This window comes from Amnibacterium endophyticum (assembly GCF_042680685.1).
In the GTDB taxonomy this organism is placed as follows: Bacteria; Actinomycetota; Actinomycetes; order Actinomycetales; family Microbacteriaceae; genus Amnibacterium; species Amnibacterium endophyticum.
Genome location: NZ_JBHUEA010000001.1, coordinates 166,456 through 189,320 on the forward strand (window position 1 = coordinate 166,456; position 22,865 = coordinate 189,320).

The following is a 22,865-nucleotide window of genomic DNA, read 5'->3' on the forward strand; positions in this document are numbered from 1 at the left end:
GCTAGAGGGCGGCGCCGGCCCGGTAGCCGACGCCGCGGACCGTGGTGACGATCCGCGGGTTCTCGGGGTCGACCTCGACCTTCGCGCGGAGCCGCTGCACGTGCACGTTCACGAGCCGGGTGTCGGCCTTGTAGTGGTAGCCCCAGACCTGCTCGAGCAGCATCTCGCGGGTGAAGACCTGGTGGGGCTTGGAGGCCAGCGTGTGCAGCAGGTCGAACTCGAGCGGCGTGAGCGCGATGACCGAGCCCGCCCGCGAGACCTCGTGCCCGGCGGCGTCGACGGTGAGGTCGCCGATCCGCAGCCGCGGCACCGCGTCGCCGGGCGGCGGGCGCAGGCGGGTGCGGATGCGGGCGACGAGCTCCTTCGGGTCGAAGGGCTTGACGATGTAGTCGTCCGCGCCCGCCTCGAGACCCGTGACGACGTCCGACGTGTCGGACTTCGCGGTCAGCATGATGATCGGCGCGCCGCTCTCGCCGCGGATGGAGCGGCACACCTCGATGCCGTCGACGCCCGGCAGCATCAGGTCGAGCAGGACCAGGTCGGGACGGGTCGTGCGGAACGCGCCCATCGCCTCGGCCCCGTCGGCGCAGAAGACCGGCTCGAAGCCCTCGCTCGACAGCACGATGCCGACCATCTCGGCCAGCGCCGTGTCGTCGTCGACGACGAGGATCCGTCCGCTCATCACGCTCCGCACCGCCCGCGCGGGGACGCGGAACCGCTGGTCAGCGTAATCGACGGCGGGACGTGGAGGGCGCGCGCGTCGTGTCCGCGGCCGGCGTCGCAGCCCCGTGGGACGATTGCCGAGTGACCGACGGCACCAGCGGGTGGGCCTCTCCCTCCGGGGGCCGGGAGGAGCCGCCGCGCTACGGCGAGCGCGTGCCGGGGTGGCAGCCGCCGGAGGCCGCGCCGCCGCCGCCCGCCCCTTCGGCGTACCGGCCGCCGCCGAAGCGGGGGCTCATCCCGCTGCACCCGCTGTCCTTCGGGCAGCTGCTCGGCGCGGCCTTCGGGCTGATCCGGTGGAACCCGCGGGCGACCGTCGTCCCGGCCCTCGCGGTGTCGGTCCTGCAGACCGCGCTCGTCTTCGGCGGCATCGCGGGCCTCGGCCTCACCTCGCTCGACCGCTTCCAGCGCGCGGCGACGGACGCCGACCGGGCGCAGATCCTCGCCGGCACGATCGGCGGCGGCGTCCTCTTCGGGCTGCTCACCTTCGCCGTCACGATCTTGACTACGGCGCTCCTGCAGGGGCTGCTCGTGACGGTCGTGGCCCGGGCGGCGCTCGGCGAGCGCATCGCGCTCGGTGCCGCGCTGCGGATCGCCTGGCGCCGCGTGCTGCCCCTGATCGGCGTCGCGCTGCTGCTCGGCGTCGCGCAGGTCGTCGCCATCGGTCTGCTGGTGCTGCTCGTGGCGCTCGTCGCGCAGGCCGGCGACACCGGCCCGATCATCGCCGCCCTCGTCGGCGTCCTCGGCGGGCTCGGCTTCATCGCCGCCTACCTCTTCATCGCGATCAAGGTCGCGACCGTGCCGTCCGCCGTCGTGCTCGAGCGCCTCGGCGTGCTCGCCGCGATCCGGCGCAGCTGGACGCTGCTGCGCGGCTCCTTCTGGCGCACGCTCGGCCTCGTCGCGCTCGTCACCGTCATGGTCGGGATCGCCGCGCAGGTGGTCAGCATCCCGTTCAGCATCATCGGCGGCGCCGTCGGCGGCCTGCTCGCCCCGAACGCGGGCGGCGACCTCGAGAACGCGTCCGCGCTCGGGACGCTGCTGCTCACCTCGCTGCCCGCGACGATCGTCGGGGTGATCGTGCAGGGCGTCGGGCAGGTCGCGCAGGTGGGCGTGCTGGGCCTCGTCTACCTGGACCAGCGGATGCGGCGCGAGGGCCTCGACCTCGCGATGCAGCGGGCCGTCGAGGAGGACGGCGCCGACCCGTTCAGCACCGCGCGATGACGGTCCCGGTCCTCGCGACCGTCCCCGTCGCGCCCGACGGCGACGCGGCGCGACGGCTGCTGCTCGACGAGCTGGCGAAGCCCGAGTACGCGGCGGCGCAGCCGACCCTGTTCGACCGGGTCGCCACCGCCTTCCTCGACTGGTTCACGGGGCTCTTCGACGCCAGCCGCTCCGGCGCGCCGCCCCTGCTGCTGGCGATCGCGCTGGCGCTGCTCGTCGTCGCGCTGGTCGTCGCGCTGCTGCTGTTCGGGGTGCCCCGCTTCAACCGCCGGGGACGGGCCGCGGCCGGGCTGTTCGGCGACGACGACTCGAGGACCGCCGACGAGCTGCGCCGGGCGGCCGCCGCCGCGCTCGCCCGCGGCGACTTCGACGCCGCCGTGCTGGACCGCTTCCGGGCGCTCGCCCGCGGCCTGGACGAGCGCACGCTCGTGGCCCTGTTCCCCGGCACGACCGCGGTCGCCCTGGCCCGTGCGGCGGCTGATCCCTTCCCGCAGGAGCGCGGGCCGCTCCGCGACGCGGCCGTGCTCTTCGACGGCGTCCGCTACGCCGGCAGGAGCGCCACGCGCGAGGACGCGGAGGGCGTCGCCGGGCTCGACGACCGGCTCGCGGCCGCGCGTCCGCTCCGCGACGCACCGGTGCCCGCGTGACGGCGACCGCGGCACCGGCCAACACCCCGACGCTCGGCCGCACGCTCCGCCGCGCCCGCTTCTGGCTGATCGCCGCTGCGGTGGTGCTCGCGATCGTCGTGGTGCAGCTGGTCGCCACCGCCGCGTCCCGGGTGGGAGGGACCTTCGACCCGACCTCGACGGCGCCGGCGGGGGCGCGGGCGCTCGCGCAGGTGCTGCGGCAGGAGGGCGTGACCGTGCGAACGACCACGGCCCTGGACGCGGCGCGGCGCACCGGTGGCGCGCTGCTCGTCGACGACTCGGCCGGCCTGCTGCCGAGCTCCGCCTGGGACGGGCTGCTCGCCGCGCACGACCGCGTCATCGTCGTCGCACCGTCGACCGGGACGCTGCGCCGGCTCGCTCCCGACATCCGCGCGGCCGGCGCGCCCCGCGGCCGCACGGTCGCCGCCGACTGCGACCTGGGGCTCGCCCGCCGCGCCGGCGGGCTGTCGCTCGAGGGCGTGACCCGCTCGCTGCGCGGCTCCGGTGCGACCGTCTGCTTCCGCGACCGCGGCGGCGCCGGGCAGCTCGTGACGCTGCGCACCGGCGGCGCGCGCGTCCTCCTGCTCGCCGACGCGCAGGCGTACACGAACGAGCACATCGCCGTGGCGGGCAACGCCGCGGTCGCTCTCGGCGCACTCGGCGCGACGGAGCGGCTCGTCTGGTACGCCCCGGACCCGCTCGAGCTGCTCGGGCCGTCGGACCGCACCCTGCAGGACCTCACCCCGGCCTGGGTCACCCCCGTGGCCGCGCTGCTGCTGCTCGCCGGCCTCGGGGCCGCGCTCTGGCGCGGCCGACGGCTGGGTCCGGTCGTGATCGAGCGGCTGCCGGTCGCCGTGCGCTCCCGGGAGACGGTCGAGGGCCGCGCCCGGCTGTACGAGCGGGGCCGCGCGCACCTCCGCGCGGCGGACGCCCTCCGCATCGGCGCGATCGGCAGGATGGCCCCGGTGCTGGGGCTCGGCCGCTCCGCCTCCGTCGACGAGGTCGCGGCGGCCGCGAGCCGCGCGACCGGGCTGCACCTCGACCGGGTGCGGCAGCTGCTGCTCGTGGAGGAGCCGCGGGGCGACCGCGACCTCGTCCGCATCTCCGACGACCTGGCCGACCTGGAGGCCGCGGTGCGCGCCGCGGTGCTGCCGGGCGGCGCCCCGACGAAGGGAACCCGATGACCGACGACCTGCGCGAGCGCCTGGCCGCCGTCCGCACCGAGGTGGGCAAGGCGGTGGTCGGGCAGGAGGCCGCGGTCAGCGGCCTGATCGTGGCGCTGCTCGCCCGCGGCCACGTGCTGCTCGAGGGCGTGCCCGGCGTGGCGAAGACGCTCCTGGTGCGATCCCTGTCGGCCTCGCTCGCGCTCGAGACCACGCGCGTGCAGTTCACCCCCGACCTGATGCCGGGCGACGTCACCGGGTCGACGGTCTTCGACGCGGGCACCGGCCGGTTCGACTTCCGGGCGGGCCCGGTCTTCACGAACCTGCTGCTCGCCGACGAGATCAACCGGACCCCGCCGAAGACGCAGTCGGCGCTGCTCGAGGCGATGGAGGAGCGGCAGGTGACGGTCGACGGGGTCTCCCGCCCGCTGCCGGACCCGTTCCTCGTCGCCGCGACGCAGAACCCGGTCGAGTACGAGGGCACCTACACACTGCCCGAGGCGCAGTTGGACCGCTTCCTCATGAAGCTGGTGCTCGACCTGCCGGCGCGGGACGAGGAGGTCGAGGTGCTCGTGCGGCACGCGGCCGGCTTCGACCCGCGCGACCTCGGTGCGGCGGGCCTGCAGCCGGTGCTGACGCCCGAGCAGCTGCGCGCGGCGAGGGCGGCCGTGCGCGACGTGCGGGCCTCGCCGGACGTCCTCGCCTACGTCGTCGACCTCGTCCGCGGCACGCGGCAGGCGCCGTCGGTGCAGCTCGGCGTCTCCCCGCGCGGTGCGGCGGCGCTGCTCGCCGCCTCCCGCTCGTGGGCGTGGCTGCAGGGCGCGGACGCGCTGACGCCGGACCACGTGCAGGACATGGCGCTGCCGGTCCTGCGCCACCGCATCCGCCTGCGGCCGGAGGCGGAGCTGGAGGGCGTCTCGATCGACTCGGTCCTCCGCAGCATCCTCGCCACGGTGCAGGTCCCCCTGTGACCCCTCCTATCGCCGCCCGCACCGCTGGTCGAGGTGTGCAGCGCAGCGCCCGCACCGCCGGTCGAGGTGCGGAGCGCAGCGGAGCCTCGAGACCACCCCGGCTCGCGAGGACGGTCTGACGCATGGCGCTGACGGGGCGAGTTCCGCTGCTGCTGCTCCTCGGGATCGTGCCGGAGGTCCTCCTCGGTGCCGCCGGCGTCGGCTGGGCGGTCGGCACGCTCATCGCCTGGCTGCTGCTCGTCGTGCTGCTGATCGTGATCGACCTCGCGGTCGCGCCGAGCCCGCGCCGTCTCCGCCTCGAGCGGGAGCTGCCGCAGGCGGTCCGCCTCGGTGAGCCCGTGGAGGCGAGCCTGCTCGTCACGAACCTCGGCGACCGCCGGATGCACGGCCTGCTCCGCGACGCGTGGCAGCCCTCGGCAGGCGCGGCGCCGACCCGGTGGCGACTCGACCTGCCGGGCGGCGAGCGTCGCGCCTTCCGAGCAACGCTCACGCCCGTGCGGCGCGGCGAGCGGCAGGCGGAGCACGTGACCGTCCGCTCGCTCGGCCCCCTCGGCGTCGCCGCCCGCCAGGTGGTGCTGACCGCGCCGGGCGCGATCCGCGTGCTCCCGCCCTTCCGCAGCCGTCGCCACCTGCCGTCCCGCCTCGCGCGCCTGCGCGAGCTCGACGGGCGCACGCTGCTGCAGGTGCGGGGGCAGGGCACGGAGTTCGACTCGCTGCGCGAGTACGTGCGCGGCGACGACGTCCGGTCGATCGACTGGCGCGCGACGGCGCGCAACGCCGCGCTCCCCGGCGCCGGGCAGCGCCTCATGGTGCGCACGTGGCGTCCCGAGCGGGACCGCCGCGTCGTCATCGTGGTCGACTCGGGACGCACGGCCGCGGCGCGCATCGCCGACGAGCCGCGGCTCGACACGGCGTTCGAGTCGGCGCTGCTGCTGACCGCGCTCGCCACCCGCGCGGGCGACCGCGTCGACCTCATCGTCTGGGACCGCCGGGTGCGGGGCCGCGTGCACGACGCCCCGCCGGCGGACGTGCTGCACCGGATGGTGGACGCGATGGCGCCGATCGAGCCGGAGCTGCTCGAGACGGACTGGGCCGGGGTGCCCGCCCAGGTGCGGGCGCTGACGTCCCAGCGGGCGCTGGTCGTGCTGCTCACGCCGCTGGAGGGCGCGGGCAGCGCGCGCAGCCTGCTCGGGATGCTGCCGCAGCTGAGCACGAAGCACACCGTGGTGATCGCGAGCGTCACCGACCCGGCGGTGCAGACGATGACGACGGAGCGGCCCGACCTGCAGTCCGCCTACCTCGCCGCCGCCGCGGAGCGCAGCCTCCTCGAGGCGGGCCGCAGCGCCGCCGCCGCGGGCCGACTCGGTGCGCAGGTGGTCGCGGCGGCGCCGGAGGACCTCCCTCCCGCCCTCGCCGACCGATACCTCGCACTGAAGGCGGCCGGCCGGCTCTGAGCGACGAACTCAGCGGGTTCGTCCATCTCGGGCCCAGGCGGCTTCGATGCTTCCCCCAGGCGCTCACCGCACGGTTGAGGCTTGGAGGGGACATGTTGACCGCGAGGGAGTCGGGGCGCCTGATCGGCGCGATCGTGCTGGATCAGGAGAGCGACCGGATCGGGGAGGTCCGGCAGGTGTTCGTCGACGAGGGGACCGAGGCGCCGACCTGGGTGGGGGTCCGGCTCGGCGTGTTCGGCGGCGAGGTGCTGGTGCCGCTCGCCGGTGCCGACTGGGACGAGCGGGCGCTGCACGCAGCCGTCACCAGAAGCAGCGCCCGGACGGCGCCGCCCGTGGACCTGGACGCGCCGCTCTCGATCGCGGAGCACGAGCTGATCTGCCGCCACTACGGCATCCCGACGGTGCGGTACCCGCGCGAGGACCTGGACCCCGACCTGTTCGTCGAGGACGGAACGATCAGTTACAGCGTCCAGGATGTCGACATGGTCGACGACGATCGCGATGAGACGGGTTCCGCTCACGAGGCGCCGCTGCTGGAGCAGCGCGACCTCGGCAAGGCCATGGAGGCCGCCGCCGAGGAGCGCACCGAGGGCGTCTCGGGCCACATGCTGAGCCGCTCGAGCGACCCGTCGGAAGAGCCGAAGCAGAGCTGAGCCCGAGGCGGTCGCGCGGCACCGCATCGCGTGGTGACCCGCGTCAGCGAAGGCGGTCACCACCTCGCGCGGTGGCACCACCACGTCGCGCGGTAGTCCGACCTCCGCGCGGTAGGCATACCCATAGCGCGAGGGCACGGCTACCGCGCGAGGTACGACCCGTCTCCAACCTCGTCCGCGCCGAGTCGAGCGGCAGCCGGAACCGCTGACATCCGGCTTCGGACACGGCGGACAGCGGCGCGCGACCGACTTCCAGGCGTCAACGAGCCGTCAGTACGGTTCGCTCCTTCACGACCAGCATCCGCTGCTGGGGTGAGGTGCTCGCAACGGCACCCGCGACCGGAACCCAGGCCCCGCCGGCGAAGCGGTACTCCGCTGACCAGTAGACGATGACGGCCGCCTGCGCCGTGATCTTCGCCGTGTAGACGTGGCTGGTCGCAGTGGCGGACAGCTCCTCCTGCCCGGCGCCGGACCAGCTCGAGCCGCCCGTGGTCGTCGTCCTCGACTCGCCGTCGCCGTACTGCCACTCGTAGAGCCGCGGCGCGAACCGCACATCGGCTTCCTCCCCGAGCAGCTCGCCCTGCACCGTGACGGGCGAGACGGAGGTCCAGAAGTTCGCCGGTACCCCGACCACAGCCCACCCCTCCGGCTCAGCGTGCAGCGTGACGTTCGCAGGAAGAAAGCGCGCGAGATCCTCGATCGTGATAGCGCGAACACCCTGGCCTACATCCTCGGCGGGCTGCGGCGATCGCGCCGGCTCCTTCTCAACCTCGACGGAAGCCGAGAAGAAGGGGTTCAAGGACGCGGCCTGGCGCCCCTCGCACGACACGCTCGAGGCGCACAATTTCACAATGGACGCCCGCAGATCTCGCTGCCCAATAACTCGCGACTGTAAAGCATGAGGACCCTCAACAGGTGCGCCAGAGCGGGCACTGCCTCTCGACGCGGAAGCACTAGGCTGCCGCCTCTCATGCCCCTCGAGGTTGACCGCACTCACGTCAGAATGAGCTGACGCACACCTCTTGAGCATCTGCGCGACGACTGAACAACTCGCGCTCGATGCAGCAACCGCGGGCTGCGCACCACCAACTAGGGCAGCCGAGAGCACGCCTATTGCAATTACACCGGGCAGATGCTTGGGCCGTCCCACGTCCCATTCTCCTGCAACTTGACCCCATTCCGTTCAACAATGAAGGAGGCCAGACTCGTTTGTTGGTCAGAGCGCCCGCCGGGCGTGACATCATCACCGCCAGCATCGACGACACGAGTACCGCCGAGGTCGACGCAGGCGAGTGCGGTCAACTTGCGTCGGGCCGGGTCGAACACCTGCAACTTGAATGCCAGAAGGTGCGCTTCACCTTCGATGTGCACGTCGGACTCTCGCAATGCTTCATAGTCAGTTCGCTCACGGTCAATAGCCTCTGCCGTTAAGTAAGGGGAGAAGCGATCAGGGCTAGCGCCTCGACGCGAGGCAACGAGGGCAGAGATTCGTAGATAATCCTCGTAGGTTTGACGTGCGGCACGGTAGGCCTCATCACTTGTCAAAAAGGCCGAAGGCGTCGAGGTTGTCGTTGCGAGCGGCTGCTCCGTGCACCCAATACAGGTCAAGCAGAGCATGACTGCAGCGAGCGCCCCCGGCAGGAATATCCCCCTCCGCACCCCGCCACCGTAGGCCTCGTGGGCGCCCGGCGCTCCACTTATTCACATGCGGTGGGGGCTCACTCCGCGACGATGCGCTTCGCTCCCGCGGTGAAGGGGTCGACGTCGCCCGTCTCGCCCGCGCGCGCCGCGCGGCGGCCGACGAACAGCATGTAGAAGAGGAACGCCGCGAGCGCCAGCGCCCCGATGCCGATCTTGACCGGCCAGGGCAGGCTCGAGCCGGTCACGAAGCCCTCGATGATCCCGGAGACGAACAGGGAGATCGCGAGCCCGACGGCGACCGCGAAGAGCGCCCGTCCGTCCTCCGCGAGCGCCTGCCCGCGCGTGCGGGCGCCCGGCGCGATCCACGACCAGAAGATCCGGAGGCCCGCGGCGCCGGCGACGAAGACGCTCGTCAGCTCCAGCAGCCCGTGCGGTGCGATGTAGAGGAAGAAGGTGTCGGCCCGCCCGTAGCCGACCAGCACGCCCCCGGTGATGCCGACGTTCATCGCGTTCTGCAGCAGGATCAGCGGCACGTAGACGCCGACGATGCCGAACGCGATGCACTGCGCCGCGATGAACGCGTTGTTCGTCCACACCTGGCTGGCGAACGAGGCGGCGGGGTTCTCGCTGTAGTAGTTCGTGAACTCGCGGTCGACCAGCCGCCGCAGGTCCGCGTCGTTGCCGAACGTCGCGCGTACCGCGGGATCGTTCGCGGCCCAGGTGCCGTAGATCAGCGCGACGACCACCGTGGCGAGCGCGACCCAGAAGGTCCACCAGCGCACCCGGTACAGCGCGGCGGGCAGCTGCAGCAGGAAGAAGGCGGGCAGCTGGCTGAACAGCCCGCGCCCCGCCCCCGTGAAGCGCATCCGCGCCTTCGACAGGCTCACCGACAGCCGGTCGCCGATCGCCTGCGAGCCGGCGGTGGTCGTGATCGCGGAGAGGTCCGCCGCCCCGTCCTGGTACCGCAGGATCAGCTCGTCGCTCTCCCGGCCGTCCAGCCGCGAGTTCGCGGACAGCGCGTCGAGCCGGGTCCACTCCCCCTCGCGCACCGCGCGCAGCGCGTCCAGGTCCACGCCCCGAGCCTACGGCGCGCGTGTCACCCCGGCCGTCTAGCGTGTCCGACGGACGAGGAGGCGCCGTGTCCACCATCAACGCAGTGCCGGACGACCTCGGCATCGTCACGGGCGAAGCCGTGGCGCTGGAGGTGCGCGCGACCAGCTGGCCGCTGCGCGCCCTCGGCGCCCTGATCGACTTCCTGATCGAGCTCGGCCTCTTCCTCGCGCTGATGTTCGGCGTCGGCCTGCTCGCGACGGCGCTCGGCGTCGACGACGCCCTCAATCGCGCGCTCGTCATCGTCGACCTCGTGGTCTGCTTCGTGCTGCTGCCCACGATCCTCGAGACCGCGACCCGCGGCCGCTCCGTCGGCAAGCTCGCGGTCGGGGCGCGGATCGTCCGGGACGACGGCGGCGCGATCGGCGTGCGGCACGCCTTCATCCGCGCCCTGATGGGCGTGCCCGAGATCGTCTTCACCGCGGGCGGCCTCGCCGCCGTCGTCGGCCTGCTCAACCGGCGCAGCAAGCGACTCGGTGACCTGCTCGCCGGCACCGTCAGCCAGCAGGAACGGGTGCCGCGCCCGCCCTCGAACGCGGTCGGGGTGCCGGCGTCGCTCGAGGAGTGGGCCGCGATCGCGGACGTCGCCCGACTGCCCGACCGCCTGTCCCGGCGGATCGCGGCATTCCTCGCCCGCGCTCCCCGCATGCTGCCCGAGAGCCGGCGCCGCACGGCGGAGGAGCTCGCGGCGGAGGCGGCGCCCTTCATCGCGCCCGCCGTCGAGACGGAGCCGGAGCTGCTGCTCGCCGCCGTTGCCGCCATCCGCCGGCAGCGCGAGTACACGGCGCTGCTGCTCGAGCAGCAGCGGTTCCAGGAGCTGCAGCAGTCCCTGCCGGCCGCGCCGCACGGCTTCCCCGACCGCTGATCCGGGGCCGCCGCCCTCACCCGACTGCAGGGGTGCGTGGAGCGCGCCCAGCAGGTCGCGAACTGCTTCCGCTCGAGCCCGACGTGCTGCTGGCACGCGCGCCGGGCTCCGCGGATTTGGCGCCAGGTGACGTGTTCGGCGCTGCTGATCGCCGAATGCGTCACTGGGCGTCGAATTCGCGCCCGAGGCGAGTCGCGCGGGTACGCGCGCGGCGAGCGCGGGTCAGTCGAGCGGGAGCTCCTGCCGCATCGGTTCGCCGCCGCTCGTCCACACGACCGCGACGGCGGCGCGGCGTCCCTCCACCCGCAGCACGGAGAACGAGAGCGCCGCTGCGGGCTGCACGGCCGACGGGCGCGAGGACAGCGGCCGGATGAGGTGCGGGTCGTCGCCCCCGCCCTCGATCCGGGCGTCGTCGGCGACCTCGCCGCCGACGTTCACGGCCTCGAAGCGCTGCCGACCGATCGCCCGCAGCTCGAAGCGCGCCGGCCCCTCCCCCGTCGGGCGCGGGCGGCGGCGCGGGGCCGCATAGGTGCCGCGCGAGATCGACGGCAGCGGGATCGCCCCCGTCTTCAGCACCTCTGCCCAGTCCATCGTCGGAGCGCCCTGCGCACCGGCGGCGACCCGACCCCGCTCGTCCCGCGCGGCTCCGTCCGAGTCCGGCGCCCCGTCCTCCGACGCCGGGCCGTCGGCCGCAGGCTCGGACCGTGCGGCCTCGACGTCGCCAGAGGCCGCGGCCGTCGGCTCCTCGTCATCCGAGATCGCCTCGGCGGGCGTCGTCCCGTCCACCTCGTCGTCATCGGCCGCGCCCCGCGGGGCGTCCGCGACGTCGAAGTGATCCTCCGGGTCAGAAGCGGACTCGTCCTCGCCCGCGGGCTCGCCTTCGGATGCGCTCGTCCCGACACCCTCGGCGCTCGACGACTCCTCCTCCATCGGGTCGAGGGCAGCAGCGGGACGCGGCGCCTCGGTCCGCTCGGGCGACGCGCTCACGTCGTCGCCCGGGTCGGGCGTCGACGAGGGTGCCTCCTCCTGCTCGGCCGATGACCCGACGGCCGAAGCCGGCCGGGCATCGCCCGCGGCTGCGTCCCGACCGCTCCCGGTCGGGACGGGCGCAGGGGCGATGTCGACGGCTCCGGTCGACGGATCCGGCTGACGAGGGACCTGCACGGCGCGGATGGCGACGCCTTCAGGGGTCCGACCCGGGCCGGGCTCCGTCGACTGCGCCGTCTCCGAGTCTGACTCCGGCGCAGTCACCGCCTCATGCGATCCGCTGGACGACGTCGCGGGAGACGCGGCGGACGGAGTCCTGGACGGCGGCCCGGCCGGTGCGTCGGCGCGCGCCTGCGCCGCGGGCCGAGCAGACGCCGCGGGCGGTGCTTCGGCCCGCCTGCGCGCCGTCGGCGCGGACGCGGCCGCCGACACGGATCCGGTCCCGGTCGTCAGCGGCACGCCGCCGGTCGCGAGCGGCACCGCGCCCGTCGAAAGGCCCGCGGCGCGCATCCGGTCCGCGAGCGCCTCCGCCGTCCGGGCGGTCGCCTCCGCGGCGGCCCGCGCCTGCAGCGCCTCCTCCTCGGCCACGACGGCGCGCTGCCGCGCATGCGTCGCCCGCGCGACCGCGGTCGTCCCCTGCACGTACCCGATCACACCGCCGATCAACCCGGCGCCGCCGAGTACCACCGCGACGATGGAGACGATCAGGGGTGCCTGGTCCACCCGGCAACGGTAGCGGGGCGGACCAGGTCGCGCTCAGTAGCGGTAGGTGTCCGGCTTGAACGGCCCCTCGCGGTCGACGCCGAGGTACTTCGCCTGGCGCTTGGTCAGCCGCGTCAGCTTCGCGCCGAGGGCGTCGAGGTGCAGGCGGGCGACCTCCTCGTCCAGCGCGCGCGGCAGCGTCGCGACGCTGACCGGGTACGCCTCCGGGGTCGTCCAGAGCTCCAGCTGCGCCAGCACCTGGTTCGTGAAGCTCATCGACATGACGAAGGAGGGGTGCCCGGTCGCGTTGCCGAGGTTCATCAGCCGGCCCTCGGAGAGCACGACGATGCTGCGCCCGTTCGGCAGCCGCCACTCGTCGACCTGCGGCTTGATGCGGATGCGCTCCGCGCCCTCGAGGGTCTCGAGGCCGGCGACGTCGATCTCGGTGTCGAAGTGGCCGACGTTCGCGACCACGGCGAGGTGCTTCAGGCCGAGCAGGTGGTCGACCGTGACGACCCCGTCGTTGCCCGTCGCCGTGACCACGATGTCGACCTGCCCGACGACGTCGTCGAGCGGCGCGACCTGGAAGCCGTCCATCGCGGCCTGGAGGGCGAGGATCGGGTCGACCTCGCCGACGATCACGCGGGCGCCCTGGCCGCGCAGCGCGTCGACCGCGCCCTTGCCGACGTCGCCGTAGCCGACGACGAAGGCGGTCTTGCCGCCGATCAGGATGTCGGTGGCCCGGTTCAGCCCGTCGACCAGGGAGTGGCGGATGCCGTAGCGGTTGTCGAACTTGCTCTTCGTCACCGAGTCGTTCACCGAGATCGCGGGGAACAGCAGCGTGCCCTCGCGGTCCATCTCGAGCAGCCGGTGCACGCCGGTGGTCGTCTCCTCCGAGACGCCGCGAATGTCGGCGGCGATCCGCTGCCAGCGCTCCGGATCGCGGTCGAGGGATCGGCGCAGCACGTCGAGGAACGCGCGCTGCTCCGCGCCGTCCTCGTCGCGGGTCTCGGGGACGCCGTCGCCCCGCTCGTACTCCACGCCGCGCTGCACGAGGAGGGTGGCGTCGCCGCCGTCGTCGAGGATCATCGTCGGGCCCAGGTAGTCGCCGCCCTCGGCGACGGCCTCGGTGGACCAGTCGAAGATGCGCTCCGCGCAGTCCCAGTACTCCTCGACGGTCTCGCCCTTCCAGGCGAACACCGGCACGCCGCGCGGGTCCGTCGGGGTGCCGTCGCGCCCGACGACGACCGCCGCGGCCGCCTCGTCCTGGGTCGAGAAGATGTTGCAGCTGGCCCAGCGCACCTGCGCACCGAGGGTCACGAGGGTCTCGATCAGCACCGCGGTCTGCACGGTCATGTGCAGCGAGCCGGCGATGCGGGCACCGGCGAGCGGGCGGGACTCGGCGTAGCGCTCGCGCAGCGCCATCAGGCCCGGCATCTCCTGCTCGGCGAGGCGGATCTGGTGGCGGCCGGCCTCGGCCAGGTCGAGATCCGCGACCTGGAACTCGAGGGTCGGACTGTCGGGCTCCGTGTCGCCGCGGGGCGTGTCCAGAAGACTCATCCGGCCATCATTCCATTTGCTCCGCGCCTCGCCGGCGCGCGGTGCTCGAGCCCCCAGCAGGACCCGCGCCCCGGCAGCAGGAGGACCGCCCGGCGGGTCTCCGTTCGAGGCCGGAGGTCCGGACGGAGGGCTGAGCCGGCGGGTCAGACGCCGCGGAGGTCCGGGCGGCTGGGCGCCGCGTCGTCCGGCGCCGAGATGCGGAGGACCGACCAGCCCTGCGGCGCCGACAACCGCTCGGCGTGGTGCTCGCAGAGGTCGTAGCTGTGCGGCTCCGCCTTCTCGATCAGCGGCCCGAGCACCGCCATCGAGTCGGCGTAGACGTAGGTGAGGGTCGCGATGGCGGGCTCGCGGCAGGTCTGGCGCGAGCACGGCCGTTCGATCTTCATTGCGCGGTCAGGATAGGCACGCCGTCCGATCACGATGTCGTCATCGACCGGCGCGGCGCGTAGCATCGCGGCATGGCCCGCTCCCGGCGCGTGTCGCTTCCCCCGTCGCCGCGCGGAGCGGCGCGGAACCGGCACGGCCGCGGCCTGCGCTCGTCGGTCACCGGGCCGCACCTGCCGGTGCTGCGCACCCGGGCGGAGTCGTTCGAGAGCGCGGTCGCCGAGACCGCCGACTACCTGCGCGGGCTCTGGCCGGACGAGCTCGCGAACGTCTCGTTCGAGATCGCCGGGATCCCCCGGTCCGTCTCGGCCGACGGGCTCGACCGCTGGTGGGTCGACAGCGCGGCCCGGCGGGTGGTGCTCTACCGGCTGCCCATCGAGCGGCTCGCGCACGCGCAGGTGGAGGACGAGGCGCACCAGCGGATGCACGTCGAGGGCTGCGTCTTCCGCGCCGTCGCCGAGCTGCTCGGCCGCGATCCGTGGGACCTCGCTCCGGAGCGCTACCGCGACCTCTGACCCCTGGGAGTTCTCCGAGGATCCGCCCTCCGACCAGGCCGTCGACGGCATGGTGCCGAAGTCACCGCGCGCCCGTTGACCCGGCGGGCGCCCCGTCGCACCCGGATCGGAGTCCCGATGCCCCTGGCGCACCCCCGCCGCCTCCTCGCCGCCCTCGTCGCGGCGAGCGCGCTGATCCTCCTGCCCGCGCTGCCCGCGCACGCGGCGCCCTCGACGGGCTGGGCCCGGCTCGCGCACCTCTCCCCCGACACCCGGTCGGTCGACGTGCGGCTGGCCCCGCTCGACACCGGGGGTTCCGTGACGCGGATCGACGACGTCGCGTACGGCGCCGTCTCCGACTACCTCGCGCTGCCGGCCGGCGAGTACGCGGTCGCGATGCGGCCCGCGGGCTCCCCCGAGTCGGCGACGCCCGTCATCCAGACGTCGATGACCGTGAAGGCGGGCGCCGCGACGACCGTCGCCGTCTTCGGCCGCAACAGCGACCTGAAGGTGCAGGTGATCCCGGACGACCTGCGGACCCCGCCGGCCGGGGACGCGAGCGTCCGGGTGATCCAGGCCGCGACCGGCGGGCAGCCGGTCACCGTCACGGCGACGAGCGGGGACCGGAAGACCCTCGTGTCGGACGCGGCCCTCGGCGACGTCTCCGCCTACAGCGACGTGCCCGCGGGCGAGTGGGAGCTGGAGGCGACGCAGGGCTCGGCCACCGACACCTCCAGGGTCGACCTGAGGTCGGGCCAGATCGCGAGCCTCTTCGTGCTCGAGAAGGCGGACGGCGGCCTGACGATCAAGCGCGTCCTCGACAGCGCGAGTGCGGGCGACCTGCCGAAGGGCTACCTCGCGACCGGCGGCGGCTTCCTCGTGCACCAGCAGGCCGAGGAGGAGTCGATGCTGCTGCCCGGCCTGGCCGCGCTGCTCGTCGCCGCGTCCGCCGGCACCATCGGGGTCGCAGCGGCGCGGCGTCGACGCGCGCATGCGTAGTCGCGGGGCCGTGCTCGGCGCGGTCGCGCTGCTGACCGGGATCGCCCTGGCCGGCTGCGCGACCCCTTCGCCGTCCGCCGCCCCGACGAGCGCCCCCTCCGCGTCGGCGCCCCCCTCGCGCGACACGGGACTGGCGGCTGCGCCGCAGGACCCGGTCCCGCAGGCGCCCGACGCCTCGACGACCGCGCGTCCGGTGCGCGTCGTCATCCCGAGCATCGGCGTGGACGCCCCGCTGGTGAAGCTGGCCCGGGACGCGGCCGGCGTCCTCGAGGCCCCGCCCTCGGACGAGCTCGACAAGGCGGGCTGGTACGCGAAGGGCACCGTGCCCGGGCAGACGGGCCCGGCCGTGATCGCCGGCCACGTCGACTGGGTCGACCGCATCGCGGTCTTCCACCGCCTCCACGACCTCGAGCCGGGGGCGTCGGTCGCGGTGCGGATGAGCGACGGGAGCACCGTCCGCTTCACGGTCGACCGGACGCGGGCGGTGTCGAAGTTCCGCTTCCCGACGGAGTCGGTCTACGGGCCGACTCCGGACGCGCAGCTCCGCCTGATCACCTGCGGCGGCCCCTGGGACGACGCCCGCAACATCTACAGCGAGAACGTCATCGTGTACGCGACGCGCAGCGCCTGAGCGCTGCTCGCAGCGGCTCGCCGTTCTGGCATGCTCGTCCCGTGCGCCGCGCGGTGGTGGTGATCCCGACCTACAACGAGCGGGCCGATCTCGAGGCGATCGTCTCGCGGGCGCTCGCCGCCACGGACGGGGCCCACATCCTGGTCGTCGACGACGGCTCCCCGGACGGGACCGGCGACCTCGCCGACGAGCTGGCCGCCGTCGAGCCGCGGCTGCACGTGCTGCACCGCACGCGGAAGGAGGGCCTCGGGCCCGCCTACCTCGCCGGCTTCGCCTGGGCGCTCGAGCGCGGTTACGAGGCCGTCGTGGAGATGGACGCCGACGGCTCGCACCACCCCGAGGACCTGCCGCGGCTGCTCGCGCAGCTGGACGACCACGACCTCGCCCTCGGCTCCCGGTACGTGCCGGGAGGGCGCGTGGAGGACTGGCCGCTCAGCCGTCAGCTGCTGAGCCGCGGCGGCAACTGGTACACGCGCATCGCCCTCGGCATCAGCGTCCGGGACGCCACGGGCGGCTTCCGCGCGTTCCGTGCCGACGCCCTGCAGCGCATCCGGCTGCAGGACGTGGCCTCGCAGGGCTACTGCTTCCAGGTCGACCTGGTCTGGCGCGCGCTGCAGGCGGGCCTGACGGTGGTCGAGGTGCCGATCGTCTTCACCGAGCGGCGCAACGGCGTCTCGAAGATGAGCCGGCGGATCGTGCTGGAGTCGCTGCTGAAGGTCGGGGGCTGGGGCTTCACCCGGCGCATGCGCGACGCGCGGGAGGTGGTGGTGCACCACCACCGGCTGCCGTCGGTGCGGAACGGCAGCTCACGCACCGACGCCTGAGCGCCTAGCGCCGCCCGGCCCGCACCGCGTCCTCCACCAGGCGCGCCGCGTTCTTCTTCGCGCGCCGCGCCACCCGGTGCAGCGGCTTCTCCACGAGCCGGTAGAAGCCCCAGCCGCTCAGCAGTGCGAGCGGCACCCCGATCGCACCGACGACCGGCCAGTTCCAGTCGCCGAGCAGGAACGCGAGGGTCGCGAGGATCGGCAGGTGCACCAGGTAGAGGCTGAACGAGATCCGGCCCAGGAACTGGGGCACCGGCCCCTCCAGCACCGTCCGGAACCGCGTGGCGCCCGCGGCGCAGACGACGATCCCGACCGCGCCGAGCAGCTCTATGCCTCGCACGGCATGCGCGGCGTCGGTGCCCTGCGGCACCACGGGGGCCAGCAGGAACTCGAGCACGAGCACCACGGCGCTGATCGGCAGGACGACCGCGAGCACCCGGCGTGCGGACCGGGTCTCGCTCCACCGCTCGAGGCTGAGCAGCCGGACCGCGATCAGGGTGCCGAGGAAGAAGATCGGCAGGTAGCCGAGCGCGTCGATGCCGCCGACCGTGCCCGCGACGGCGAGGCCCAGGGCGAGGACGCCGGTCGGCAGCCACCACCGGCCGAGCAGCGCCGCCAGCACCACGAACGCGGGCAGCACCAGGGAGAAGGCGAGCTCCCACCGCAGCGTCCACAGCACGTTGTTCTGCGGGACCCCGCCGATCATCAGGGACCACTGCCCGACGAGCGTCGGCCACGTCCAGTCGTGCGGCACCTGTCGCGCCAGCCAGCTGCCGCCGGTGACCTGCTGCGGCACGCGGGGCACGACGACGAGCAGCAGGCTCGCGAACGCGATCGCCGCCCAGGCGGGCAGGAAGAGGCGCACGAACCGGCTCGCGATCAGCCCCGGCCAGGAGAAGTCGACCCGCTTGAGCGCGGGCAGCACGACCACGAGGCCCGAGAGCACGAAGAAGACGACGACCGCCTCGCGCCCCGCGGTGAGCAGCTTGAGCGGCGTCCGCTCCAGCCACCACCACCCGGTGAACGGCACCGGCTCGCCGCTCGGACCCGACACGGGCAGGGCGATCAGCATCAGGTGGTGCAGCACGACGACGAACGCCGCGACGCCGCGCAGCCCGTCCAGCGCGAGCAGCCGCTCCCGGTTCCGCCGCCGGACCACGGGCCGGGCGGCGATCCCGGTCTCCGCGACCGTCGTCGTCACCGGCGCGTGCCGGGCGCGTGGGATGCGATCGTCGGCATGGTCGGACGGTACCGCCTCCGGGACCGGCCCCGTGCGGGTCACCGGGTGATGCGCACCGGCCGCGCCTCCTGATCCGCCGGCTCGACGGGGTACCCGGCCACGGCGGCGGTGCCCCCGTAGCTGACCGCGGCGGTCGTCCCGGCGCCGCCCTGCAGCACGACCACGCCGCGCGCGACCGGGAGGGCGGCGGTGCCCTTCGCGGGCACCTTCACGGTGCCTGTCGCGGCGCCCGAGACCCGGACCGTGCGGGCCGTGCCGTCGCCGGCGATCGTGAGCACCGGCGACGGCGCGTCGACGACCGCGACCGCGGCGGTCGCGCCGATCGGCTGCGCGGCGGCCAGCCAGGCGAGGTCGATGCCGCGGGCGGTGGAGGTCGGCGAGCCGGTGACCGGCGCGGCCGCGCTGCCCGTGTCGACCGGGCCGTCCCCGCCGACGAGGCCGGCGTCCGTGCCGACCGCCGCGTCCGACGGAGCGCCCGACCCCCCGGCCGCGGCGCTGCCGTCGTCGGGGGTCGCGGAGGCGGCCGGGTCCCCCACCACGGAGACGCGCGCCCCCGCGACGAACGGCTGCTTCGACGACAGCCGCGCGGTGTAGGTGCCGTCGGGCAGGTCGGGCACCGGGAAGTCGGTCACGACGCCCGCGGCGACGCGGCGGCCGAGTCGGACCGGGTCGCCCCCGGCGGCCGGCTGCAGCACGATGTCGACGTCCGCCGCCCGAGCCCCGGGCAGCAGCACGCGCACCACCGGCTGCAGGTCGCCGTAGTCGTCCTCCGTGCGCGTCTGCGCGACCGCCGCGCCGCCCGAGATCCGCAGGCCGGGGATGGTCTGCGTCAGCGCCGGGGCGGCCGTCGTGCCGGTGATGTCCACGCCGCCGGACTCGAGGCCCCGCACGGTCCGCTGCTCGACCGCCATGCCGATGCGCGCACCCGACGACACGACGTGCAGGGCGAGCCCGCCGGCGGACGGCGCGAGGCCGGCGAGCGGCACGGCCGCGCGGCTCCGGGGACGCACCGCGATCCCGCCGCCGGTCGGGTCGATCGCGCCGTCCTCGGTCCAGACGCGCACGTCGACCCGGGCGGGCGACGAGGTCGGGTTGGCGAGCAGGAGGACCGTCGTGCGGCCCGTCGTCGTGGCGCCGGCGGCGAACCAGGCGTCGGCCGCCGGCGCGGTGCACGCGGACGCGGCGAGGCCCGCCGCGTCGCCGCCCGAGACCTGCTCGAGCTGGGCACCGGCCAGCTGCCCCGCGGTGCGCGCGGGTTCGGCCCGCAGCAGGCGGGGCGCGGTGCCGCCGCCGCCCAGGCCGCCGCGGGTCAGCGCCGTCGAGTCCACCTTCCCGCCCTCGGCGGTGCCCGCCGTGCGGGAGGGGCGGCCGGTCGCGGTCGGCTCGTCGGCCGCCGTGCCCTCCGCGCCGACGGCGACGACCGGGCCGGGGCAGACCAGCGACTGGCCCGGCGACGACGGGGTGACGGTGAAGCCGCGGTCGGGGGCGCCGAGCGCGGGCAGCTGGCCGACGAACGCGGCTGCGGCGACGCCCGCCGCCACCAGCGCCGACGCGGACAGGACGCGGCGGCTCACCGCCATGCCGGCACCTCCTCGCGCTGCACCGTCGCAGCCTGCTCCGGCCGGAGGGCCTGGACCTCGGGCGGCAGCGGGCTGCGCTCGATCGAACGGACATCGAGCCGGTGCGGCGCGACCGCGGCCTGCGGCCGGAAGCGCGTCGCCAGCCGACGGGTGGGCAGGGCGAGCAGGAAGGTCAGCCCGAGCACGAGGCCCTGCACCGCCAGCACGAGGAGCCCGAGCGGCGTCCCCGTGTTGGACGGGCCGCGGCGCACCACCTCGCCGGTCGCCTCCGGGTCCAGCCCGCCGAAGCGGTACAGGGTGCCGGACGCCGTCGACGAGACGCTCGTGAGCAGCGGGTTCGCGCCCAGTACGGCCTGCGCCTCCGCGAGCGCGGCGCGGCCGGTCGCGTCGCCGGCACCCGGCACGAGCAGCACGTAGCCGATGCGGAACCGGTCGAGCGAGGCGCGGAGGTCGTCGCCCGTCGGCTGCACGAGACCGGCCGCGAGGCGCGCGAGCGCCCGGCTCTCGCCGAAGCCGGCGGTCGACGTGAGCGTCGAGGTGCGCTCCATCGTCTGGCCCTCGCCGCGGTAGAGCCGCTTGCGGAACCCGCCGTCCTCCTGCGGCTGCAGCGTCAGCAGCCCGAGGTCCGGCACCGTCCTCGACTCGGCCGCGACGAGCGGCGGCACCGTCGCCGACGTGCCGGGGCGCACCTGCGAGGTGCCGAGCAGCACGCCGACGAGCAGCGGCGACGCGGCGGCGAGCAGGGCGAGCACCGCGGTGAAGCCGACGCCCGCGGCCCCGAGTGCGCGCACCTGCGAGGCGAGCCGCCCGGGCCGGCCCGGCAGCGGCACGACCGCGCCGGCGGACAGCCGGTCGAGCCCGACGACCGCCGCCTCCAGCACCGCGAGCCAGGCGAGGCTGAGGCCCGCGCCCGACCACGCGGGGATCGGCACCTCGCCGTCGGCGACGACGAGCAGCCGCGTCGCCAGCACGGCGGCGACCAGGCCGCCGACGCCCGCGACGCCGATGCGCATCGGCAGACTGCGGCCCGGCCAGAAGAGGCCGACGAGCGCGAGCAGCAGCAGCGGCGCGCCGAGCGACCAGACGAAGATCGCAGACGCGGCGCCGGTCAGCCCGAGGGGCTCCGTCAGCGCCTCCCAGGACCGCTCCGTCCAGGCGGGCCAGCCGACGACCAGCTGCAGCGCGGTCGAGAGCTGCTCCGGCAGCCCCAGCACGTGCGCCTCCGGCTCGGCGGTCGCCACCGGGCCCGGGTCCGCGAGCACGCCGAGCAGCCGGCCGTGCAGCGCCTGCTCCGCGATCAGCGGGGCGAAGAGCACCAGCGTCGGCAGGGGCAGCGGCAGGACCCGGCGCACCCGGCCGCCGTCGCGCCGCCTCCTGCGGCCGATCACGACCGCCGCGAGCCACGTCGCTGCGAGCAGCGGCAGCAGGCTCGGCGAGCACGCGGCGATCAGGGCGCCCAGCAGGCCGAGCCAGGCGGACGCGGTCCACGACCGCCGCACCGACAGGGCGGCGAGCAGCGCGAACGGCGCCGCCAGATGCACGAGCACGCCCGCGATCCGGCCCTGGTCGAGGGCGAGCAGCAGGGTCGGCGACGCCGCCCACAGCAGCGCGCCGACGACGCGCAGCGGTGCGCGCCGGGTGAAGCGCGCGGTGGCGAGCCAGCCGCCGGCGGCCGCGATCGGCAGCGCGAGGACCCACAGGCCGACGACGGCCGCGGACGGATGCCAGGGGGTCAGGGAGCCGAGCAGCGCGAGCACGACCGCGAACGGGTCGGCGGGGCCGACGAACCCCTCGCCGAGCGGGCGGACGCCCCAGCCGATCGAGCGCCACAGGTTGTGGAACGACCCGAGCGGCAGCAGCGTGCCGCCGGACAGCGCGTCGGCGCCGATCAGCGGCGTGAAGAGCATCGCCGAGACGGCCCCGACCCCGACGGTCGTGGCGAGCCCGCCGCCGGTGAGGAAGCGGATCGGCTCGTGCCGCTCGACCGGCCGCCCGTTCTCGCGGGCGAGCGCGCGGCGGTAGCGGACGTCCTTCCACGGCTGCCGCAGCGCCGCGAGCGCGGGCCATCCCACCGTGCGGGTGCGGGCGATGCGGGACCGCGAGCGGGCGACGGCCGACACGCGGCTCAGCACCACGAGCGCCGCGAGCAGCTCCGCCGGCGCCGCCTCGGGCTGCTTCCGCAGCAGCTGGCCGAGCGCGCGGGCGACCGCGATCGGCAGCAGCGAGAGCCAGTGCAGCACCACGAGCGGCAGCGACGCGTAGACGAGGCGGCGGTGCAGCTGCGCCTCGCGGCGGAAGCGGGTGCGCCGGCCGAGGGTCGACGGGCCGCCGAGCAGGCGGGCGCCGGGGCTCTCGAGGCCGGCCGCGCGCACGCGCGCCCCCGGTACGAGCTGCACGCGGTGGCCGGCGAGCCGGGCCCGGACGCAGAAGTCGAGGGCGTCGTCGTAGGCGGGCAGGGCGAGGTCGAAGCCGCCGAGCGCGCGCCACGCGCGCTCCTGGACGAGCATGCCGCCCGCGTCGACCGCCATCACGTCGCTCAGCCGGTCGTACTGCGCCTGATCGAGCTCCGGTTCCGCCAGCTCGACGGCCGTCCCGCCCGGCGTCATCGTCTCGCCGAAGGCGTGGAGGTACTCGGGCGCCTCCCACTGCATCTGCTTCGGGCCCGCCACCACGACCGACGGCGCCGCCTCGACGGCCTGCAGCAGGCGCTCGAGCGCCCGGGGCTCCGGCGCCGTGTCCGTGGACAGCAGCCACAGCCACTGCCCGTCCTCCGGGCCGAGGCCGGCGGCGCGCACGCCCGTCTCGACCGCCTGGCCGAAGCCGGCGCGCCCGTGGACGCGGGCCTGCACGGTCGGCTCGATCGCCGCGATCGCGCTCGCGGTCGCGGGATCGGCGCCGAGCTGGACGACGACGAGGCGGTCGGGCATCCGCGTCTGCTGCGTCAGGGCGTCGAGGACCGCGCGCAGGCGGTGCTCCCCCTCGGCCGCGACGAGGATCGCGGTGACAGAGGTCGGCACCG

20 protein-coding genes are annotated in these 22,865 nt (G+C 75.1%); 11 read left to right on the forward strand and 9 right to left on the reverse strand.

The annotated features are described in order from the left end of the window. Nucleotide 1: 1 nt before the first annotated feature. Nucleotides 2–682, reverse strand: a complete 681-nt coding sequence (gene mtrA / locus ACFSBI_RS00830; RefSeq protein ID WP_377931287.1) for an MtrAB system response regulator MtrA — start codon at nt 680–682, stop codon at nt 2–4. Nucleotides 683–804: 122 nt separating this feature from the next. On the opposite strand from mtrA, the gene ACFSBI_RS00835 reads away from it, so the two are divergent. The 6 genes from ACFSBI_RS00835 (at nt 805) to ACFSBI_RS00860 (ending at nt 6,829) form a co-directional block, all read left to right on the forward strand. Further along, nucleotides 805–1,941 carry a DUF7847 domain-containing protein gene (locus tag ACFSBI_RS00835; protein WP_377931288.1) on the forward strand — a complete coding sequence of 379 codons (1,137 nt, stop codon included), beginning with the start codon at nt 805–807 and terminating at the stop codon, nt 1,939–1,941. Further along, the gene (locus ACFSBI_RS00840; protein WP_377931289.1) at nt 1,938–2,588 is read left to right on the forward strand and encodes a DUF4129 domain-containing protein; all 651 of its coding nucleotides are present in this window, start codon (nt 1,938–1,940) and stop codon (nt 2,586–2,588) included. The genes ACFSBI_RS00835 and ACFSBI_RS00840 overlap by 4 nt, the downstream gene beginning before the upstream one ends. Continuing rightward, nucleotides 2,585–3,772, forward strand: a complete 1,188-nt coding sequence (locus tag ACFSBI_RS00845; RefSeq protein ID WP_377931290.1) for a DUF4350 domain-containing protein — start codon at nt 2,585–2,587, stop codon at nt 3,770–3,772. Before ACFSBI_RS00840 ends, ACFSBI_RS00845 begins: the two co-directional genes overlap by 4 nt. Further along, a complete protein-coding gene (locus ACFSBI_RS00850) occupies nt 3,769–4,722 on the forward strand; it encodes an AAA family ATPase (protein WP_377931291.1) in 954 nt (317 codons plus the stop codon). Before ACFSBI_RS00845 ends, ACFSBI_RS00850 begins: the two co-directional genes overlap by 4 nt. A gap of 122 nt (nt 4,723–4,844) precedes the next feature. Continuing rightward, on the forward strand, nt 4,845–6,176 hold the full coding sequence (locus ACFSBI_RS00855) for a DUF58 domain-containing protein (protein ID WP_377931292.1): 1,332 nt from the start codon (nt 4,845–4,847) through the stop codon (nt 6,174–6,176). Nucleotides 6,177–6,268: 92 nt separating this feature from the next. After that, the gene (locus ACFSBI_RS00860) at nt 6,269–6,829 is read left to right on the forward strand and encodes a PRC-barrel domain-containing protein (protein ID WP_377931293.1); all 561 of its coding nucleotides are present in this window, start codon (nt 6,269–6,271) and stop codon (nt 6,827–6,829) included. 259 nt (nt 6,830–7,088) lie between these two features. On the opposite strand, the gene ACFSBI_RS00865 is transcribed toward ACFSBI_RS00860, so the two are convergent. Further along, nucleotides 7,089–7,463, reverse strand: coding sequence for a hypothetical protein (locus ACFSBI_RS00865; RefSeq protein ID WP_377931294.1), 375 nt, complete (start codon nt 7,461–7,463; stop codon nt 7,089–7,091). Between the two features lie 1,084 nt (nt 7,464–8,547). Continuing rightward, the gene (locus ACFSBI_RS00870) at nt 8,548–9,543 is read right to left on the reverse strand and encodes a stage II sporulation protein M (RefSeq protein ID WP_377931295.1); all 996 of its coding nucleotides are present in this window, start codon (nt 9,541–9,543) and stop codon (nt 8,548–8,550) included. Between the two features lie 65 nt (nt 9,544–9,608). Here ACFSBI_RS00870 and ACFSBI_RS00875 point away from each other — a divergent pair, with 65 nt between their 5' ends. Continuing rightward, nucleotides 9,609–10,445: an RDD family protein gene (locus tag ACFSBI_RS00875; RefSeq protein WP_377931296.1), complete on the forward strand. Its 837-nt coding sequence runs from the start codon at nt 9,609–9,611 to the stop codon at nt 10,443–10,445. Nucleotides 10,446–10,667: 222 nt separating this feature from the next. Here ACFSBI_RS00875 and ACFSBI_RS00880 read toward each other — a convergent pair whose 3' ends face one another. The 3 genes from ACFSBI_RS00880 to ACFSBI_RS00890 all read right to left on the reverse strand — a co-directional run bounded on the left by ACFSBI_RS00880 (nt 10,668) and on the right by ACFSBI_RS00890 (nt 14,080). After that, nucleotides 10,668–12,155, reverse strand: coding sequence for a hypothetical protein (locus ACFSBI_RS00880; RefSeq protein ID WP_377931297.1), 1,488 nt, complete (start codon nt 12,153–12,155; stop codon nt 10,668–10,670). A gap of 33 nt (nt 12,156–12,188) precedes the next feature. Next, complete coding sequence (gene ahcY, locus ACFSBI_RS00885; RefSeq protein WP_377931298.1) at nt 12,189–13,694, reverse strand: adenosylhomocysteinase; 1,506 nt, start codon at nt 13,692–13,694, stop codon at nt 12,189–12,191. Nucleotides 13,695–13,837: 143 nt separating this feature from the next. Next, nucleotides 13,838–14,080, reverse strand: coding sequence for a DUF3499 family protein (locus tag ACFSBI_RS00890; protein WP_465252510.1), 243 nt, complete (start codon nt 14,078–14,080; stop codon nt 13,838–13,840). 72 nt (nt 14,081–14,152) lie between these two features. On the opposite strand from ACFSBI_RS00890, the gene ACFSBI_RS00895 reads away from it, so the two are divergent. The 4 genes from ACFSBI_RS00895 to ACFSBI_RS00910 all read left to right on the forward strand — a co-directional run bounded on the left by ACFSBI_RS00895 (nt 14,153) and on the right by ACFSBI_RS00910 (nt 17,026). Next, nucleotides 14,153–14,593 (forward strand): metallopeptidase family protein, encoded by a 441-nt coding sequence (locus ACFSBI_RS00895; protein ID WP_377931299.1) that lies wholly within the window; start codon nt 14,153–14,155, stop codon nt 14,591–14,593. Nucleotides 14,594–14,710: 117 nt separating this feature from the next. Continuing rightward, nucleotides 14,711–15,571 carry a DUF4397 domain-containing protein gene (locus ACFSBI_RS00900; RefSeq protein WP_377931300.1) on the forward strand — a complete coding sequence of 287 codons (861 nt, stop codon included), beginning with the start codon at nt 14,711–14,713 and terminating at the stop codon, nt 15,569–15,571. Then, a complete protein-coding gene (locus ACFSBI_RS00905; RefSeq protein ID WP_377931301.1) occupies nt 15,564–16,202 on the forward strand; it encodes a class F sortase in 639 nt (212 codons plus the stop codon). Before ACFSBI_RS00900 ends, ACFSBI_RS00905 begins: the two co-directional genes overlap by 8 nt. Nucleotides 16,203–16,243: 41 nt before the next feature. After that, on the forward strand, nt 16,244–17,026 hold the full coding sequence (locus tag ACFSBI_RS00910) for a polyprenol monophosphomannose synthase (protein ID WP_377931302.1): 783 nt from the start codon (nt 16,244–16,246) through the stop codon (nt 17,024–17,026). Between the two features lie 4 nt (nt 17,027–17,030). Here ACFSBI_RS00910 and ACFSBI_RS00915 read toward each other — a convergent pair whose 3' ends face one another. From ACFSBI_RS00915 to ACFSBI_RS00925, 3 genes are all read right to left on the reverse strand, one after another. Continuing rightward, on the reverse strand, nt 17,031–18,227 hold the full coding sequence (locus ACFSBI_RS00915; RefSeq protein ID WP_377931303.1) for an acyltransferase family protein: 1,197 nt from the start codon (nt 18,225–18,227) through the stop codon (nt 17,031–17,033). Nucleotides 18,228–18,304: 77 nt separating this feature from the next. Continuing rightward, nucleotides 18,305–19,846: a DUF5719 family protein gene (locus ACFSBI_RS00920; RefSeq protein ID WP_377931304.1), complete on the reverse strand. Its 1,542-nt coding sequence runs from the start codon at nt 19,844–19,846 to the stop codon at nt 18,305–18,307. Then, nucleotides 19,837–22,863 (reverse strand): glycosyltransferase, encoded by a 3,027-nt coding sequence (locus ACFSBI_RS00925; protein ID WP_377931305.1) that lies wholly within the window; start codon nt 22,861–22,863, stop codon nt 19,837–19,839. Before ACFSBI_RS00925 ends, ACFSBI_RS00920 begins: the two co-directional genes overlap by 10 nt. Between the last annotated feature and the right edge of the window lie 2 nt (nt 22,864–22,865).

Bases quoted from the DNA above. Each gene is read 5' to 3' on its own strand.
- ACFSBI_RS00860 (WP_377931293.1), top strand. From the start codon at position 6,269: ATGTTGACCGCGAGGGAGTCGGGGCGCCTGATCGGCGCGATCGTGCTG.
- ahcY (WP_377931298.1), bottom strand. From the start codon at position 13,694: ATGAGTCTTCTGGACACGCCCCGCGGCGACACGGAGCCCGACAGTCCG.
- ACFSBI_RS00855 (WP_377931292.1), top strand. From the start codon at position 4,845: ATGGCGCTGACGGGGCGAGTTCCGCTGCTGCTGCTCCTCGGGATCGTG.
- ACFSBI_RS00890 (WP_465252510.1), bottom strand. From the start codon at position 14,080: ATGAAGATCGAACGGCCGTGCTCGCGCCAGACCTGCCGCGAGCCCGCC.
- ACFSBI_RS00850 (WP_377931291.1), top strand. From the start codon at position 3,769: ATGACCGACGACCTGCGCGAGCGCCTGGCCGCCGTCCGCACCGAGGTG.
- ACFSBI_RS00905 (WP_377931301.1), top strand. From the start codon at position 15,564: ATGCGTAGTCGCGGGGCCGTGCTCGGCGCGGTCGCGCTGCTGACCGGG.
- ACFSBI_RS00920 (WP_377931304.1), bottom strand. From the start codon at position 19,846: ATGGCGGTGAGCCGCCGCGTCCTGTCCGCGTCGGCGCTGGTGGCGGCG.
- mtrA (WP_377931287.1), bottom strand. From the start codon at position 682: ATGAGCGGACGGATCCTCGTCGTCGACGACGACACGGCGCTGGCCGAG.
- ACFSBI_RS00895 (WP_377931299.1), top strand. From the start codon at position 14,153: ATGGCCCGCTCCCGGCGCGTGTCGCTTCCCCCGTCGCCGCGCGGAGCG.
- ACFSBI_RS00840 (WP_377931289.1), top strand. From the start codon at position 1,938: ATGACGGTCCCGGTCCTCGCGACCGTCCCCGTCGCGCCCGACGGCGAC.
- ACFSBI_RS00900 (WP_377931300.1), top strand. From the start codon at position 14,711: ATGCCCCTGGCGCACCCCCGCCGCCTCCTCGCCGCCCTCGTCGCGGCG.